At 69.5% G+C, this 14,914-nt stretch carries 14 protein-coding genes; 9 read left to right on the forward strand and 5 right to left on the reverse strand.

Annotated elements, in window-relative coordinates; genetic code table 11:
- Positions 1–515: 515 nt before the first annotated feature.
- From OG247_RS34620 to OG247_RS34630, 3 genes are all read right to left on the reverse strand, one after another.
- Positions 516–1,973, reverse strand: a complete 1,458-nt coding sequence (locus tag OG247_RS34620; RefSeq protein WP_327257738.1) for a catalase — start codon at positions 1,971–1,973, stop codon at positions 516–518.
- 244 nt (positions 1,974–2,217) lie between these two features.
- A complete protein-coding gene (locus OG247_RS34625; protein WP_327255906.1) occupies positions 2,218–3,108 on the reverse strand; it encodes a 2-hydroxy-3-oxopropionate reductase in 891 nt (296 codons plus the stop codon).
- Positions 3,109–3,182: 74 nt separating this feature from the next.
- The gene (locus OG247_RS34630; protein ID WP_327255907.1) at positions 3,183–4,016 is read right to left on the reverse strand and encodes a TIM barrel protein; all 834 of its coding nucleotides are present in this window, start codon (positions 4,014–4,016) and stop codon (positions 3,183–3,185) included.
- Positions 4,017–4,197: 181 nt separating this feature from the next.
- Between OG247_RS34630 and OG247_RS34635 the strand changes: the two genes are divergently transcribed.
- From OG247_RS34635 to OG247_RS34665, 7 genes are all read left to right on the forward strand, one after another.
- On the forward strand, positions 4,198–4,449 hold the full coding sequence (locus OG247_RS34635) for a hypothetical protein (RefSeq protein WP_327255908.1): 252 nt from the start codon (positions 4,198–4,200) through the stop codon (positions 4,447–4,449).
- A complete protein-coding gene (locus OG247_RS34640; protein WP_327255909.1) occupies positions 4,446–4,865 on the forward strand; it encodes a helix-turn-helix domain-containing protein in 420 nt (139 codons plus the stop codon). Before OG247_RS34635 ends, OG247_RS34640 begins: the two co-directional genes overlap by 4 nt.
- Before the next feature lie 154 nt (positions 4,866–5,019).
- Positions 5,020–5,535 (forward strand): 2-oxo-4-hydroxy-4-carboxy-5-ureidoimidazoline decarboxylase, encoded by a 516-nt coding sequence (uraD, locus tag OG247_RS34645; protein WP_327255910.1) that lies wholly within the window; start codon positions 5,020–5,022, stop codon positions 5,533–5,535.
- Positions 5,536–5,543: 8 nt separating this feature from the next.
- Positions 5,544–5,936, forward strand: coding sequence for a hydroxyisourate hydrolase (gene uraH / locus OG247_RS34650; RefSeq protein WP_327255911.1), 393 nt, complete (start codon positions 5,544–5,546; stop codon positions 5,934–5,936).
- A 1-nt stretch (position 5,937) separates the two neighbouring features.
- The gene (pucL, locus tag OG247_RS34655) at positions 5,938–6,861 is read left to right on the forward strand and encodes a factor-independent urate hydroxylase (RefSeq protein WP_327255912.1); all 924 of its coding nucleotides are present in this window, start codon (positions 5,938–5,940) and stop codon (positions 6,859–6,861) included.
- A gap of 210 nt (positions 6,862–7,071) precedes the next feature.
- On the forward strand, positions 7,072–8,475 hold the full coding sequence (locus tag OG247_RS34660; protein WP_327255913.1) for an 8-oxoguanine deaminase: 1,404 nt from the start codon (positions 7,072–7,074) through the stop codon (positions 8,473–8,475).
- Between the two features lie 416 nt (positions 8,476–8,891).
- Positions 8,892–10,304, forward strand: coding sequence for a nucleobase:cation symporter-2 family protein (locus tag OG247_RS34665; RefSeq protein ID WP_327257739.1), 1,413 nt, complete (start codon positions 8,892–8,894; stop codon positions 10,302–10,304).
- Positions 10,305–10,496: 192 nt separating this feature from the next.
- Here OG247_RS34665 and OG247_RS34670 read toward each other — a convergent pair whose 3' ends face one another.
- Positions 10,497–11,564, reverse strand: coding sequence for an Lrp/AsnC family transcriptional regulator (locus OG247_RS34670; protein WP_327255914.1), 1,068 nt, complete (start codon positions 11,562–11,564; stop codon positions 10,497–10,499).
- Between the two features lie 127 nt (positions 11,565–11,691).
- Here OG247_RS34670 and OG247_RS34675 point away from each other — a divergent pair, with 127 nt between their 5' ends.
- Positions 11,692–13,758 (forward strand): ATP-binding protein, encoded by a 2,067-nt coding sequence (locus OG247_RS34675; RefSeq protein WP_327255915.1) that lies wholly within the window; start codon positions 11,692–11,694, stop codon positions 13,756–13,758.
- On the opposite strand, the gene OG247_RS34680 is transcribed toward OG247_RS34675, so the two are convergent.
- The gene (locus tag OG247_RS34680; protein WP_327255916.1) at positions 13,701–14,393 is read right to left on the reverse strand and encodes a 3'-5' exonuclease; all 693 of its coding nucleotides are present in this window, start codon (positions 14,391–14,393) and stop codon (positions 13,701–13,703) included. The two genes, OG247_RS34675 and OG247_RS34680, sit on opposite strands and share 58 nt — an antisense overlap.
- 113 nt (positions 14,394–14,506) lie before the next feature.
- On the opposite strand from OG247_RS34680, the gene OG247_RS34685 reads away from it, so the two are divergent.
- Positions 14,507–14,896 carry a VOC family protein gene (locus OG247_RS34685; RefSeq protein WP_327255917.1) on the forward strand — a complete coding sequence of 130 codons (390 nt, stop codon included), beginning with the start codon at positions 14,507–14,509 and terminating at the stop codon, positions 14,894–14,896.
- Positions 14,897–14,914: the final 18 nt, after the last annotated feature.

The following is a 14,914-nucleotide window of genomic DNA, read 5'->3' on the forward strand; positions in this document are numbered from 1 at the left end:
ACAGCCACAGGCGCAGGTGCGGGCGGAGGCACAGGGCCGGGTAAGGGTACGGGGACCCGCCTCACAGGCAGGTCCCCGTACCCCGGGCCGCTCCGCGTGTGCTCGGCCGGGCATGACAAAGAGCCGAGTCACGGGACCGTCCGTGACTCGGCTCTTTGGGTGTGTGTTGCTTGTTACCGCCCGACGGTACGAGGCTGGCGCGACAGGACGTTCGCACCGCCGGGCGGAGAGGGTGGGGGAGGTTCTCCATCCGTATACAGGGGGCTCTGTGCGTGGCCCCTGTATATAGAGGAGTGATTTTGGCTGGGACCGTGGCGAACGGCGACGAGAACTCCGGCTTCGTCTCCCTCAGGTCAAGAGACGGGCCTCGGAACCCATTACCACCGCACTGGCTCGCACGCTCGCCACGGTCCTCGTCCTGCCCTCACCGCGTACCACCCCTCATCCGGGTCCGCGGTGTGGGCTCAGCACCCGGATCCTGACCTCCCGTCAGGGTCCCGGCGCAGCTTGTGGGCTCAGGCGTCGCGCAGGGCGCGGACGGCCTCCTCGACGCGCTTGCCGTAGTCGGCGTCCGCGGCGTGGAAGTGAGCCAGGTTCTTCTCGATGACGTCCTCGAGGGTGACCTGAGACAGGCCGCCGGCGATGGTCGCCACCAGACGCTGCTTCTCGGCCTCCGACATCAGGCGGTAGAGCTCACCGGCCTGGAAGAAGTCGTCGTCCTTGGTGTGGGCCGGAGCCTCGTGGGTGCCCGTGTAGCCGGAGACGGCCTTCGGGGCGCCCAGCGCCAGACCGGTCTCGGCCGGACCCTGGTGCGAGTTGGGCTCGTAGTTCTTGTCGTAGCGCGAGCCGTTGCGCAGCGCCATGACACCGTCGCGGCCGTAGTTGTCGGCCTTCGTCGCCTTCGGAGCGTTGACCGGGATCAGGGTGTGGTTCACACCGAGGCGGTAGCGCTGGGCGTCGGCGTACGCGAAGAGGCGGCCCTGGAGCATCTTGTCCGGCGAGGCGGTGATGCCCGGGACGAAGTTGTTCGGGGAGAACGCGGCCTGCTCGACCTCGGCGAAGACGTTGTCCGGGTTGCGGTCGAGGACCAGACGGCCCACGCGCTGCAGCGGGTAGTCGCTGTGCGGCCACACCTTGGTGAGGTCGAACGGGTTGAAGCGGTAGTCCGCGGCCTCGGAGGCGGGCATGACCTGGACGTAGAGGGTCCAGCTCGGGTTAACACCGCGCTCGATGGCCTGCAGCAGGTCGGTCTGGTGCGAGTTGGCGTCGGAGCCGACGAGCTCGGCGGCCTGCTCGCCCGACAGGCAGCGGATGCCCTGGTTCGTCTTGAAGTGGTACTTGACGAAGAAGGCCTCGCCCTGGGCGTTGGTCCACTGGTACGTGTGGGAGCCGTAGCCGTTCATGTGACGGTACGACGCCGGGATACCGCGGTCACCCATCAGCCAGGTGATCTGGTGCGTCGCCTCGGGGGCGTGCGCCCAGAAGTCCCAGACGTTGTCCGCTTCCTGCTTGCCCGTGAAGGGGTCGCGCTTCTGGGAGTGGATGAAGTCGGGGAACTTGATCGGGTCCTTGATGAAGAACACCGGGGTGTTGTTGCCGACGAGGTCGTAGTTGCCCTCTTCGGTGTAGAACTTCAGCGCGAAGCCGCGCGGGTCGCGGACCGCGTCCGCGCCACCCAGCGAGTCGGCCACGGTGGAGAACCGCAGGAAGGTCTCGGTCTTCTTGCCGACCGTGTTCAGGAACGCGGCGCTGGTGTACGCGGTGACGTCGTCGGTCACCTCGAAGTGGCCGTACGCGGCCGAACCGCGGGCGTGCACCACGCGCTCCGGGATGCGCTCGCGGTTGAAGCGGGCGAGCTTCTCAAGGAGCTGCTGGTCCTGGACCAGGAGCGGGCCACCGACGCCGGCGGTAGCGGAGTTCTGGTTGTCGGCGACCGGGGCGCCAGACTCGGTCGTCAGCGTGCGCTTCGACATGGTGACCTTCCGTACGGGGAACTGCTGACGGAAATCGTCTTCCGTCATGCGGAACAGCCTAATTTCGGCATGAACTCGACGTCAACAGTTTGTTGAAAGAAAGAGTGGAGGAGAGGTAATCCGGACGGTGCCGGCACTTGGGCGCGACAGGACAGGTGTCAGCACCGGCACCATCCGGAAACTCAGGGCCCCGAGAGCGGGGCGGGTGGCGGCCCTGTGAGCGGGCCGCCTATCGGAGCGGAGCTCAGATCTGGGCGCCGGAGAGGCGCTCGACCGCGCGGAGCAGCGCGGAGTGGTCCAGGCCACCGTCACCCTGGGCGCGCAGCGAGGCGACCAGCTGGGCGACGACCGCGCCGACCGGGAGGGCCGCACCGACGTTGCGGGCGGCGTCGGTGACGATGCCCATGTCCTTGTGGTGCAGGTCGATCCGGAAACCGGGCTTGAAGTCGCGGTTCAGGAAGTTGGCCTTCTTGCGGGTCAGGACCGTGGAGCCGGCCAGACCGCCGTTGAGCACGTCCAGAGCGGCTTCGAGGTTCACGCCCGACTTCTCGAGGAAGACGACGGCCTCGGCGCACGCCTGGATGTTCACCGCGACGATGAGCTGGTTGGCAGCCTTCACCGTCTGGCCGGAGCCGTGCGGACCGCACAGGACGATGACCTTGCCGAGGGCCTCGAGGATCGGGAGCGCCTCGTCGAAGTCGGCCTGCTCGCCACCCACCATGATCGACAGGACGGCCTCGATGGCACCGGCCTCGCCACCGGACACCGGGGCGTCGATGACGCGGATGCCCTTGGCGGCGGCGTTCTTCGCCAGGTCGATCGAGGTCTGCGGGGTGATCGACGACATGTCGATGATCAGCGCGCCGGACTTCGCGTTCTCGAGGATGCCGTTCTCACCGTAGGAGATGGCCTCGACCTGCGGGGAGGCGGGCACCATCGTGATGATGACGTCGGCGTCCTTGACGGCCTCGGCGATCGAACCGGCGGCGCCGCCACCGGCCGTGGCCAGGCGGTCCAGCTTGTCCTGCTCCAGCGTGAAGCCGGTGACCGAGTAGCCGGCCTTCAGGAGGTTCTCGGCCATGGGGGAGCCCATGATGCCAAGGCCGACCCATGCGATCTTGGGGAGGTTGCTCATGATGAGGGTCCTTCTCTTAATTCTTCGTACGAAAAGTTCGTCTGGTGCCTGGCTGTTCGCCCGGACTTTTCCGCCTACTTCGCGGCGCGGGCCTCTGCGGGCAGCCACGCGAAGGAGGCGGCGGCGTCGGCGGCCTTGTACTCGAGACCGACAAAGCCCTGGTAGCCGGCCTTCTGGAGCTGGTCGAGCAGCTCTTCGAGGGGCAGCTCGCCGGTGCCGGGGGCACCTCGTCCCGGCTTGTCCGCAATCTGGACGTGTCCGGTCTTGGCGGCGTACTTTTCGATGACCTCGGAGAGGTCCTCATCGTTCATCGCCAGGTGGTACAGGTCGAGCAGGAACTTGGCGTTCCCGAGGCCGGTGGCCTCGTTCACCTTGTCCACTACCTCGATGCCGGCCGGGGCGCTCACCAGGGGGTAGAGCGGCGACTCGGGCTTGTTCAGGGTCTCGATCAGGAGGATCGCGCCGACGCGGTCCGCGGCCTGAGCCGCCACGACCAGGTTCTTCAGCGCGAGCTCGTCCTGAACGGCCGGGTCCACGCCTTCGACGCGGTTGCCGTACAGGGCGTTCAGCGCCTTGCAGCCGACCGAGGCGGCGAAGTCCGCAGCCACGTTGATGTTGGCGTTGAAGCGCTCCGACTCCTCACCGGGAACCGAGACCGCACCGCGGTCCGGACCCGGCAGCCGGCCGGCGTAGAAGTTCAGGCCCACCAGCTGGGTGCCGGCGTCCTCAAGAGCGGTCTTGAGGGCGTCGAGCTCCTCCTGAGCGGGGGTGGGGGTCTCGATCCAGGGCCACCACAGCTCGACCGCCGTGAAGCCCGCTGCGGCGGCAGCCGCGGGACGCTCCAGGAGCGGGAGTTCCGTGAAGAGGATCGAAAGATTTACATCGAAGCGCTGGTCCGTGTATCCCATGAGGGGTGTGCGCTCCTTCCGTATTGCGGAAGTTAGTTTCTGCCTGATGGAAGACTGCAAGCAGGGCGGCCCGGTTGTCAAGTACCGCCTCCCGAAAAGTCCGGCCCGTCCGTCGCCCGACCGCCACCCCTCAAGGGGGCGCTATCGCGCCACTCCTTCTGGTCCGGGTAGCTTGAGCGGCGTGCGATTGAGAGTGGAGTTCACGACCGAGCCCTTCGATCTCGAAGAGGCCCCTGCCCATGCCGTAGCCGCTCGCGAGGTCATCCAGACGGCCCAGCTGGACGCGGTGGACGTCGGCCCGTTCGGCAATACGGCCGAAGGGGAGTCCGAAGCGGTGCTGACCGCGGTCACCGCGCTGCTGCGCAACTCTCTGGAGGCCGGAGCCACGCGCGTCTCGCTCCAGGTCAACGTGATCGGGGAGGAGACGCCATGACCGAGCCCCGGGACCACCCCTTCGTCGCGGCGGTCAAGCCGCTGGTGGACGCGATGGGCGGCGAGCTGATGGATCCGTCCCTGGCCCAGCCCGACGACGTCGTGCTCGCCTGGGAGGGCCAGGACCTGCTCGCCGTACGGCTTCCGCAGCTCTCGGACTCGCTGGACCACATCCTGGCGGCGCTGGAGCGCCGGCACGGCGTACCGTTGTCCCAGCTCGACCGGAAGTCCAAGCAGGACGTCGTACGGATACTGGAGGCGCGCGGCGCCTTCTCGGTCCGGCACGGCGTGGAGACGGTCGCTGGGGCCCTGGGCGTAAGCCGCTTCACGGTCTACAACTACCTGAACAGGGACTCAAGCACCCCCAAGGGCTCCGGCGAGACCCCCAAAGGGGCCGCCGGGGCCAACCAAGAGTGAATCCTGATTGACCCACCGTGACGAGCCGCCGCCCAATTCACCCGGGCGGCGGCTTTTGTGTACGGGAAGTTTCAACAAAGTGTTGACGCCGTGTTGTCGAGGGCGTTAGCTATGCGCAGCCCGTCAAAGCAACAACAGGCCACGGAGGCCTACCGTGACTTCGAGTCCGACCCCGGGTCTCACCCGGTTCAACGCCTTGGACGACAGTGCGGCCACGGCCGAGCTGCACGAGGTGTGTGCCAGCTCGGCATGGGGCAGCAAGCTGCTCGCCCAGCGCCCCTTCACCAGCGTCGACACCCTGTTCTCCGCGAACGAGGCCGCCATGGCCGAGCTCACCGCGGAGGACCTGGGCGAGGCGATGGGCGGACACGCGCCGATCGGCCGGCCGAAGCCGGGAGACCCGACCTCCGCCCGCGAGCAGCGTGGCATGGCCGGTGCCTCGGAGGAGCTCAAGACCGAGCTCCTCGAACTGAACCTGGCTTACCAGGACAAGTTCGGCCACGTCTTCCTCATCTGCGCCACCGGTGCGACCGGTGAGTTCATGCGGGACGCGGTCAAGGTCCGGATCGAGAACTCGCCGGAACAGGAGCGGGAAATCGCTCGTGGCGAGCTCGTCAAGATCAACCGGATCCGCCTGACCCGTCTCGTGGAATCCGTAGAAGGAGAGTAAGACCGAGCATGAGCACTGAGACCACCGCGTCGGTGTCCACGCACATCCTGGACACCAGCATCGGAAAGCCCGCCGAAGGCGTCGCGATCTCCCTGTCGGCCCGTACGGGTCCGGGCGGCGAGTGGGCGGCCCTGGGCGGATCCGCCACCGATGTGGACGGGCGCTGCAAGGACCTGCCGGCGCTGCCGGAGGGCACCACCCACGTACGCCTCGACTTCGAGACCGAGACGTACTTCTCCAAGAAGCAAGCCGCCGAGGCACAGCAGGACGCCCCCCGCGTAAGGGACAGCGGTGCGTTCTTCCCCGAGGTCACCATCACCTTCGCGGTGAACCCGGGCGAGCACTATCACGTACCGCTGCTGCTCAACCCGTTCGGCTACTCCGTTTACCGAGGGAGCTAGCATGGCCACCATTCTGGGCCAGAACCAGTACGGCAAAGCAGAGAACCGCGTAGTCAAGATCACGCGGGACGGCGACACCCACCACATCAAGGACCTCAACGTCTCGGTCGCCCTCTCGGGCGACATGGACGACGTCCACTACTCCGGCTCGAACGCCAACGTCCTGCCGACGGACACCACCAAGAACACGGTGTACGCGTTCGCCAAGGAGTACGGCATCGAGTCCGCCGAGCAGTTCGGCATCCACCTGGCGCGTTGGTTCGTCAACAGCCAGGAGCCGATCCAGAAGGCCCGCATCCGGATCGAGGAGTACTCCTGGTCCCGGATCGCGACCTCTGACGCGAACTCCAAGTTCATCGGCTCCGACGAGGTGAACCACTCCTTCGTCCGCGAGGGCATGGAGACCCGCGTCACCCAGATCACGTACGACGGCAAGAACTGGGAGGTCATCTCCGGCCTCAAGGACCTGGTCGTCATGAACTCCACGAACTCCGAGTTCTGGGGTTACGTGAAGGACAAGTACACGACCCTGAAGGAGGCCTACGACCGCATCCTGGCGACCCAGGTTTCGGCTCGCTGGCGCTTCGCCTGGTCGGATGACGAGCAGCGGATGCCCAACTGGGAGAAGTCCTACGCCGAGACCCGGAAGCACATGCTCCAGGCCTTCGCGGAGACCTACTCCCTGTCGCTGCAGCAGACCCTGTACCAGATGGGTTCGCGCATCATCAACCACCGTTCGGAGATCGACGAGGTTCGCTTCTCGCTCCCGAACAAGCACCACTTCCTCGTCGACCTCGAGCCCTTCGGTCTCAAGAACGACAACGAGGTCTACTTCGCCGCGGACCGCCCGTACGGTCTGATCGAGGCGACGGTCCTCCGCGACGGCGTAGACGCCCGTATCCCCGTGGACATGACCAACCTCTGATGTGGCACGCGCGTCCCGGGGCTCCGCAGTGGCCCCGGGGCGGCGCGACACCCGTCAGCACTTTTCGACACGTTTGAACTTCCTGAATCGGCACCCGGACGCACCACACGGGGCGGCAGTACTGTCAGCTGTCAAGGCCCCCGGCTCCGGCACTCAAATCCCCTGGGTTTTGCCGTGCCCGCACCGCCACTGAAAGCACGAGGAAGTCCCATGGCAGCATCGGCAGCCAATGACAGCGCCGTAGAGCGCATCGTCATCGAAAACTGTGCGATTGCGACCGTCGACGCCAATGACACCGAGTACGCCTCGGGTCACGTGGTGCTCGCCGGTAACAAGATCGAGTTCGTCGGCGCGGGCAGGGCCCCCGAGAACCTCGAGAACGTCGCCCGCCGCATCGACGGCACCGGGCACCTCGTGACCCCCGGTCTGGTCAACACGCACCACCACTTCTACCAGTGGATCACGCGTGGTCTGGCCACCGACCACAACCTCTTCAACTGGCTGGTCGCGCTGTACCCGACGTGGGCGCGCATCGACGAGCAGATGACGTACACGGCCGCGCAGGGCTCCCTCGCCGCGATGGCCAAGGGTGGCGTCACCACCGCGATGGACCACCACTACGTCTTCCCCAAGGGTTCGGGCGACCTCTCCGGGTCGATCATCCGCGCCGCGTCCGAGATGGGCGTCCGCTTCACCCTCGCCCGCGGCTCGATGGACCGCAGCGAGAAGGACGGCGGCCTGCCGCCGGACCACGCGGTCGAGACCCTCGAAGGTGCCCTCGCGGACACCGAGGCGACCGTGAAGAAGTACCACGACTCCTCCTTCGACGCGATGACCCAGGTCGCCGTCGCCCCCTGCTCCCCCTTCTCGGTCTCCACCGAGCTGCTGAAGCAGGGCGCCGAGATGGCCCGCCGCCTGGGTGTGCGCATGCACACGCACGGCTCGGAGACCGTCGAGGAAGAGCAGTTCTGCAAGGAACTGTTCGGCATGGGCCCGACCGATTACTTCGAGTCGACCGGCTGGCTCGGCGAGGACGTGTGGATGGCGCACAGCGTCCACATGAACGACTCCGACATCGCCGCGTTCGCCCGTACCAAGACCGGTGTCGCGCACTGCCCGTCCTCCAACGCCCGTCTGGCCGCCGGCATCGCCCGCGTCCCGGACATGCTCGCCGCCGGTGTCCCGGTCGGCCTCGGCGTGGACGGCACCGCCTCGAACGAGTCCGGTGAGCTGCACACCGAGCTGCGCAACGCGCTGCTGATCAACCGTCTGAACCCGGTCCACCGCGAGCGTGCCCTGAACGCCCGTCAGGCCCTGCGCCTCGGTACGTTCGGTGGCGCCCAGGTCCTCGGCCGCGCCTCCAACATCGGTTCGCTGGAGGTCGGCAAGTGCGCCGACCTGGTGCTCTGGAACCTGAACACCCTCCTTCACTCCTCGATCGCCGACCCGGTCACCGCGCTGGTCTTCGGTGCGGCGGCCCCGGTCACCGCGTCGTTCGTCAACGGCAAGCAGATCGTCGAGAACAACCGTCTCCTCTTCGCCGACGAGGACGCCATCGCCGTGTCCACCCGGGAAGAGGCCCAGCGCCTCGCGCGGATCTCCGCGCAGGCCTGATCCCACGGAGTCCGGCCGGGGGGGACGGCCCCCGGCCGGCGGCCGTGGACCCGAGCGGGGTCCGCGGCAGCTGTTCCCGGGTAGCGCCCGAGGTTTTTTCCTGGGGCGCCCCGGGGGCGGTGACTCGTGCCAATCGCTCCGCGGCTCGTGACGCCTGCCCCGCAGCTCGTGCCACGTGTGCCCCGCAGCTCCCGCACCGCGCCGCTGCTACGGCACCTCCAGCTCACTTTCGACTTGCTTACGGCGGCTCCCGGGCCGCCCGTGCGTGGAACGACTCGGGCGAATCGTTTCTGCACCCCTTGGGGCAAGCATTCGCAGCACCCACAACTCCATACCGGCTCGACTCGTACAGCTTTCGCATCACCTCCCAGACACATCACGTCCCTGCCGGCGTGTTAAACAGTTCGGAGGAAGCCGTGGCCCAGGCGCCCAGGTTTCGCAAAGACGCAGACGCAGTCGCAGTACCGCAGGTCGCGGACGACCACGGGGGGAAACACCCGGTCGACGAGACCCTGCCCCCGCTGAAGATGTTCACCAGCGGTCTCCAGCACGTGGCCGCCATGTACGCGGGTGTAGTCGCCCCGCCCATGATCGTCGGCCCGGCCGTAGGCCTCTCCGCCACCGAGACCGCCTTCCTGATGGGCGCCTCGCTCTTCACCGCAGGGCTCGCCACCCTCCTCCAGACCCTCGGGTTCTGGAAGATCGGCGCCAAACTCCCCTTCGTCAACGGCGTTTCCTTCGCCGGCGTGACCCCGATGATCGCCATCGGGAAGGGCGAGGGCGACAACGCCATCCCGATCATCTTCGGCGCGATCATCGTCGCCGGAATCCTCGGCTTCTTCGCCGCCCCGTACTTCGGGAAACTGGTCCGGTTCTTCCCACCGGTCGTCACCGGTACGGTCATCACCCTGATCGGCGTCTCACTGCTCCCCGTGGCTTTCAACTGGTCGCAGGGCGGGAACAGCACCGCCACCGATTACGGCTCGGTGAAGAACATCGCCATGGCCGCGGCCACCCTCGCGATCGTCCTGCTGATGCGCAAGTTCCTGCGCGGCTTCCTCCAGCAGATCTCCATCCTCCTCGGCCTGGTCGCCGGCACGCTCATCGCGCTGCCGCTGGGCATGACGAACTTCGACGCCGTCCGGAACGCCGATCTCATCGGCTTCCCGACGCCGTTCCACTTCGGGTCGCCGCAGTTCCAGGTCGCCGCGATCATCTCCATGTGCATCGTGATGCTGGTGTGCATGACCGAGTCCACCGCCGACATCCTCGCCCTGGGCAAGATCGTCGGCCGTCCGGCGGACGCGAAGACCATCGAGGGCGGCCTGCGCGCCGACACCCTGGGCAGCGCGCTCAGCCCGCTGTTCAACGGGTTCATGTGCAGTGCCTTCGCGCAGAACATCGGGCTGGTCGCCATGACCAAGGTCCGCAGCCGGTTCGTCGTCGCGGCCGGCGGCGGCATCCTGATCCTGCTGGGCCTGTGCCCCATCGCCGCCTCCGTCATCGGAGTCGTACCGCTGCCTGTCCTCGGCGGCGCGGGCGTCGTCCTCTTCGGCTCGGTGGCCGCCAGCGGCATCCAGACCCTGGCCGGAGCGGCCATGGAGAAGGGCGAGAACGCCCTGATCGTCGCCGCCGCGCTCGGCATAGGCCTGATCCCGATCGCGGCCCCCGGCTTCTACCACGCCTTCCCCGAGGACCTGCTCGTCGTCCTCGACTCCGGCATCAGCACCGGCTGCGTCGTGGCCATCCTGCTGAACCTCGCCTTCAACCACCTCGGTGCCAAGAAGGGATCGGCCTCGGCGGCCCCGGATCCGGTACCGGTGCACTGACCGGGCTGGTCCCGGCCGGCTGCGCGGCGAGCAGGCTCTGCCCGGCTCGTGCGCGGGATACGGCGGTGCGTACGTCACCCACTGCGGGGTTGGCGTCCGCACCGCCGTACGCGTTGGCGGGACGGGGTGGTGCGGTGGCGTGCGGGCCGGCTCCGGCCGAGGTTTCCGGAGCTCCGCCCCGGACCCCGCGCCTCAAACGCCGGCGAGGCTGGATTCAACCGGGTCCGACCAGATGTCCGGGGTGACCGTACGCACCCGGTGGCCGCGGCGGTCCAGTTCCTGGGCTTCCGACTTGCGGACCTGCAGCGCCACCGCCGAATCCGTGATGCGCAGGCCCGGCAGCCTCCGGGTGAGCTCCGCCGTGTAGCGGGAGAGGTCCTCCACCGTGCGCAGCCGGGCGCTGATCATGAAGTTCCAGGGGCCGCTGACGGACATGCAGATACGGGTCTCGCGCAGCCCGGCGGCGACCGCCGCGCAGTCGGCGAGCTCGAACTCGGACGCCTCCGCCCACAGCGTCGCGGACACCGGCCAGCCCGACAGCCCGGAGGCCAGCGCGCAGCTGTAGCGCAGGCTCAGCCCGCCCTCCAGCCGCGCCAGCCGGCGCCGTACGGTCGACTCGCTCATCGTGAACTCCCGGGCCAGCGAGGCCACGCTGCGCCGCGCGTCCGAGGCCAGGGCCAGTACCAGCGGCCGGTCGTCCTCCTGGAGCGGCGCCACCGCCGGCCGGTCCGGGGCGGCGGCCACGGCCGGCCGCCGGGTCCGTCTGGTCAGCAGGCCGATCTGGGCCGGGGTCAGCTGGTCCAGGCGCCAGCGGTCGGGGGCGTAGTGCACCGCCGTCACCATCGAGGTGCGGGTGCCGATGACGCCGGGGATCCGCTGCACCCGGGAGGACAAGTAGGAGTACAGCGTGGGGAGGTCGGGCACGGCCACGAAGACGAGCAGGTCCCGGCCCCCGGTGGTGTGCTCGACCCCCAGGGCGTGCGGATCGGCCACGAGGGAGTTCCCCACCGAAGGCGAGCTGCCCGCGGTGCACATGACCTCCACCCACGCCATGCAGGGCTTCGTGACGCCCGTGCGCAACCCGAGTCCGCTCAGCCACGCCTCGCCGGACCCGGTCAGCCGCTCCCAGCGGCGCGCCAGGGTGTCCGGGCGCGCGCCGAGGACCGGACCCAGCAACTCCCAGCTCGCGCGGGGTGCGAGCTGGAGTGCGTGGACCAGCGCCCGGTCCGTGTCGTCGATGGCGGAAATGGCCGAGTTCATACCCTCCCCTTGGTGGTTCTCCCGGTCGGTGGCGGGACAACGGGATTATGAGCCGATCATCTCTCTTTGTGCGTTCAACTGTTGACCACATGACGGTGCGCACGTGTCGGACACAGCAGGAGGACGTGTGGGGGAGGCCGGCTCGGGCGTGCGGCAGGCGGTGCCCGCCGAACTGTCGAGCTTCATCGGGCGGGAGCGGGAGCTCACCGCCCTTGCCTCCCTGCTCGCGACGCAGCGCCTGGTCACACTCACCGGACCTGCGGGAATCGGCAAGACCCGGCTCGCGGTGCGCACCGTCCGCACCCTGGGCGACCGCGACGGACTGGACGCCGTCTGGGCGGAGCTCGGAGCCCTGCCGAAGCAGAGCTGGGACCGCCTCGGAGCGGAGCTCGCGGACCGCCTCGCGGGACGCGAGGCACTGCTCGTGCTCGACGGCTGCGAACAGCTGGGGGAGGCCGGAGCGGGGCTCGTGGCCGAACTGCTGCGGCGCCTGCCGGGGCTGCGCATTCTGGCCACGTCGCAGCGGAGGCTGCGGCTCTCCGGGGAAGCGGTGCTCGCCGTACCGCCGCTTTCGGTGCCGACCGCGCCCTCCGTGCAGCCGCTGCCCGCGGCGCCGTCGGTCCTGGCGGGGCAGGCCGTGCCCGACCCCACCCGGCGGTTCCCGGTGGCCGACGTCGCCGGTTACGCGGCCGTACGGCTCTTCGAGGAGCGGGCGCGCGGCGCCGACCCCTTCTTCGAGCTGACCGACCGCAACGCGGGCGCCGTCGCCGCGCTGTGCCGGGCGCTCGACGGGATCCCCGGCGCACTGGAGCTCGCGGCGGGGCGCTCGCACCAGTACGCGCCCGCGCAGGCGCTCCGCAGGCTCGGCTCCGACCCGCTGGGCTTCCTCGCCGGCGGCGCCGGCCGCAGCACCCGGGTCGACGCCGAACGCTCGCTGCGGCTGGCCTCGCCCGCCGAACGGCTGCTCTGGGAGCGGCTCTCCGTCTTCGCGGGCTCCTTCGACAAGGCGGCCGTCGCCGAGGTGTGCGGCTTCGGGGCGCTCACCCCGGACACCGCCGCCGAGGCACTGCTCCGGCTGGCCCCGGGCCTGCTCGCGGACGCCGGGCCCGGCCGCTACCGGCTGCCCCTGTCCGTACGGGCGTACGCGGCCCGGCGGCTCGCGCACGGACCCGCCGGGGACGGCGCGACGACGGCCCGGCGCCACCGCGAGCGCTGCCGGGTGCTGGCGGAGCGAGCCGCGCAGCTGTGGCGCGCCGGCGCGCAGCGGGAAGCGCGCGCCCTCGCCCTGCGGGAACTCCCCGAGCTGCGCGCGGCGATGAACCCGCTCGCCGCCGGAGGGCCGGGCGCCGCCCTGGAGATCGCGGTGTCCCTGTGGTTCCTGTGGTCCGCGTGCGGGATGGCGGCGGAGGGGCGCAGGCACGTGGAGCGCGCCCTGGCCGTGCACCCCGCGCCCCGGCCCGCCCGGGCGCTGTGGCTCGCGGCGTGGCTGGTCGCGGCCTTCGGGGAGTCCGCCGGCGCCGACCCCCTGCTGGTGGAGGCGTGGGCCGAGGCCGTGTACGAGGGTGAGGACGCCTGCCTGGCGTACCTGGCGCATCTGCGCGGCACGATCGCGCTGTGGGAGCACCGGTACGAGGACGCCGCGGCGGAGTACCGGGAGGGCCTGGAACTCCTGCCGGCCGATCCGGAGTTCGGCCCCGGCCGCGAAGCCCTGCGGGCCGCGCACACCCTGGCGGTCGCCCGCACGGACCCGGCCTCGGTCCCGGTCCCGGTCCCGGTCCCGGTCGGGGACGGTCCGCAGGACGGGCTGCCGGACGGGCCGCCGGACGGGCCGTCCGATCCGTGGGCCCGCTCCTGGGTGAGCTACGCCCACGCCCTGGTCCAGCGCCACGAGGGCCGCCCGGCCCTGGCCCGTACCGAACTGCTGAGCGCGCTGCGGACCCAGTTCGCGCTGGACGACACGCTCGGGCAGGCCTTCTCGGCGGAACTCCTCGCCGAACTGGAGGCGGACCAGGGCCGCTACGCCGAAGCCGCCCGCCTCCTCGGAGCCGTCTCCCGCACCCGCCCGCGCGCGGCCGCGGCCCCCCGCGTCCAGCACGCGGTCCGCACCCGCCTCACCCCGCAGGCCTTCCGCGCGGCCTACACCTCCGGCGCCCGGACGCCCCTGCGCGAACTGCTGCCGGAGCTGGCGGGCTGAGCGGGCTGACCGGGCTGAGCGGTCTCAACGGGCTGACCGGTCTGACCGGGCGGCTCCCACGCCATCAGGTTGCTCATCAGCTCGGCCTGCTCGACCGCGTCGTCCAGCGCGTGATGGGTGTGCGGCCGGCGGGAGAGCAGCTCGCTCGGCATCCGACGCTTGACGGCGGCGCGGAGGGGGACCCGGGCTTTGACCGCGTAGAGGGTCTTCATGTCCAGGCAACCGGAGTGCCCGAAGGGGCTGTCGCCGCCGAAGCTCATCAAGTACCAGTACAGGAAGGTCCAGTCGAAGGAGGCGGGGTAGGCACACATCACCGGCTGCGCCCCCGCCGATACCTCCCGCACCCAGGCGCGGAACTCCGCCATGGCGACGGCCGGTTCGGCCCCTTCGCGGAGCAGCCGGTCCCGGTCGAGCCCGCTGACCGCGAGCGCCTCCGGTACGTACGCCTCGCTGATCGGGCGCAACTCGCGGTAGAAGGTGTCCTGTTCCGGATCGGCGGCCGTATACGAGGCCCCGTCCTGCCGGCCTGCGACGGCGGCCCCGAAGCTGATCATCGAATACGGGCCGGGGATGGGCCCGTCGGCCTCGACGTCGACGGAGATGTAGAGACTGGGACGCGCGCTGCGGACTGTCATGGGCGCGAGCATGCCAGTGCGCGGGCGGGCGATCACCCGATTTCCCGGTCGACGACCGCCGGGCCCGGGGGGAACATGGGAGCAGGGGCGCGCGACGGATCGAGGGAGTGGTCATGTTTGCGGAGAGCAAGGCCTACAGCGGCTTCTCGGTCGACGACCTCGGGAAGGCGAAGGAGTTCTACGGCGGCACGCTCGGGCTCCGGGTCACCGAGGAAGAGGACATGCCGATCCTGCGACTGCACCTCGCGGGCGGCACGGAGGTACTGGTCTATCCGAAGGACAACCACGAGCCCGCGACCTTCACGATCCTCAATTTCACCGTGGACGACATCGACAAGGCGGTCGGCGAACTCACCGCGCGAGGCGTCCGCCTCGAGCGCTACGAAGGATTCGACGCCGACGACCGGGGCATCGTCCGCCCCACCGAGCGCGGAATGCCGTCCATCGCCTGGTTCAAGGACCCGGCGGGCAACATCCTGTCCGTCCTCAACGAGTCCGGATAGGACCGCACCCGCCGCGGC

Source organism: Streptomyces sp. NBC_01244, assembly GCF_035987325.1.
Lineage (GTDB): Bacteria > Actinomycetota > Actinomycetes > Streptomycetales > Streptomycetaceae > Streptomyces.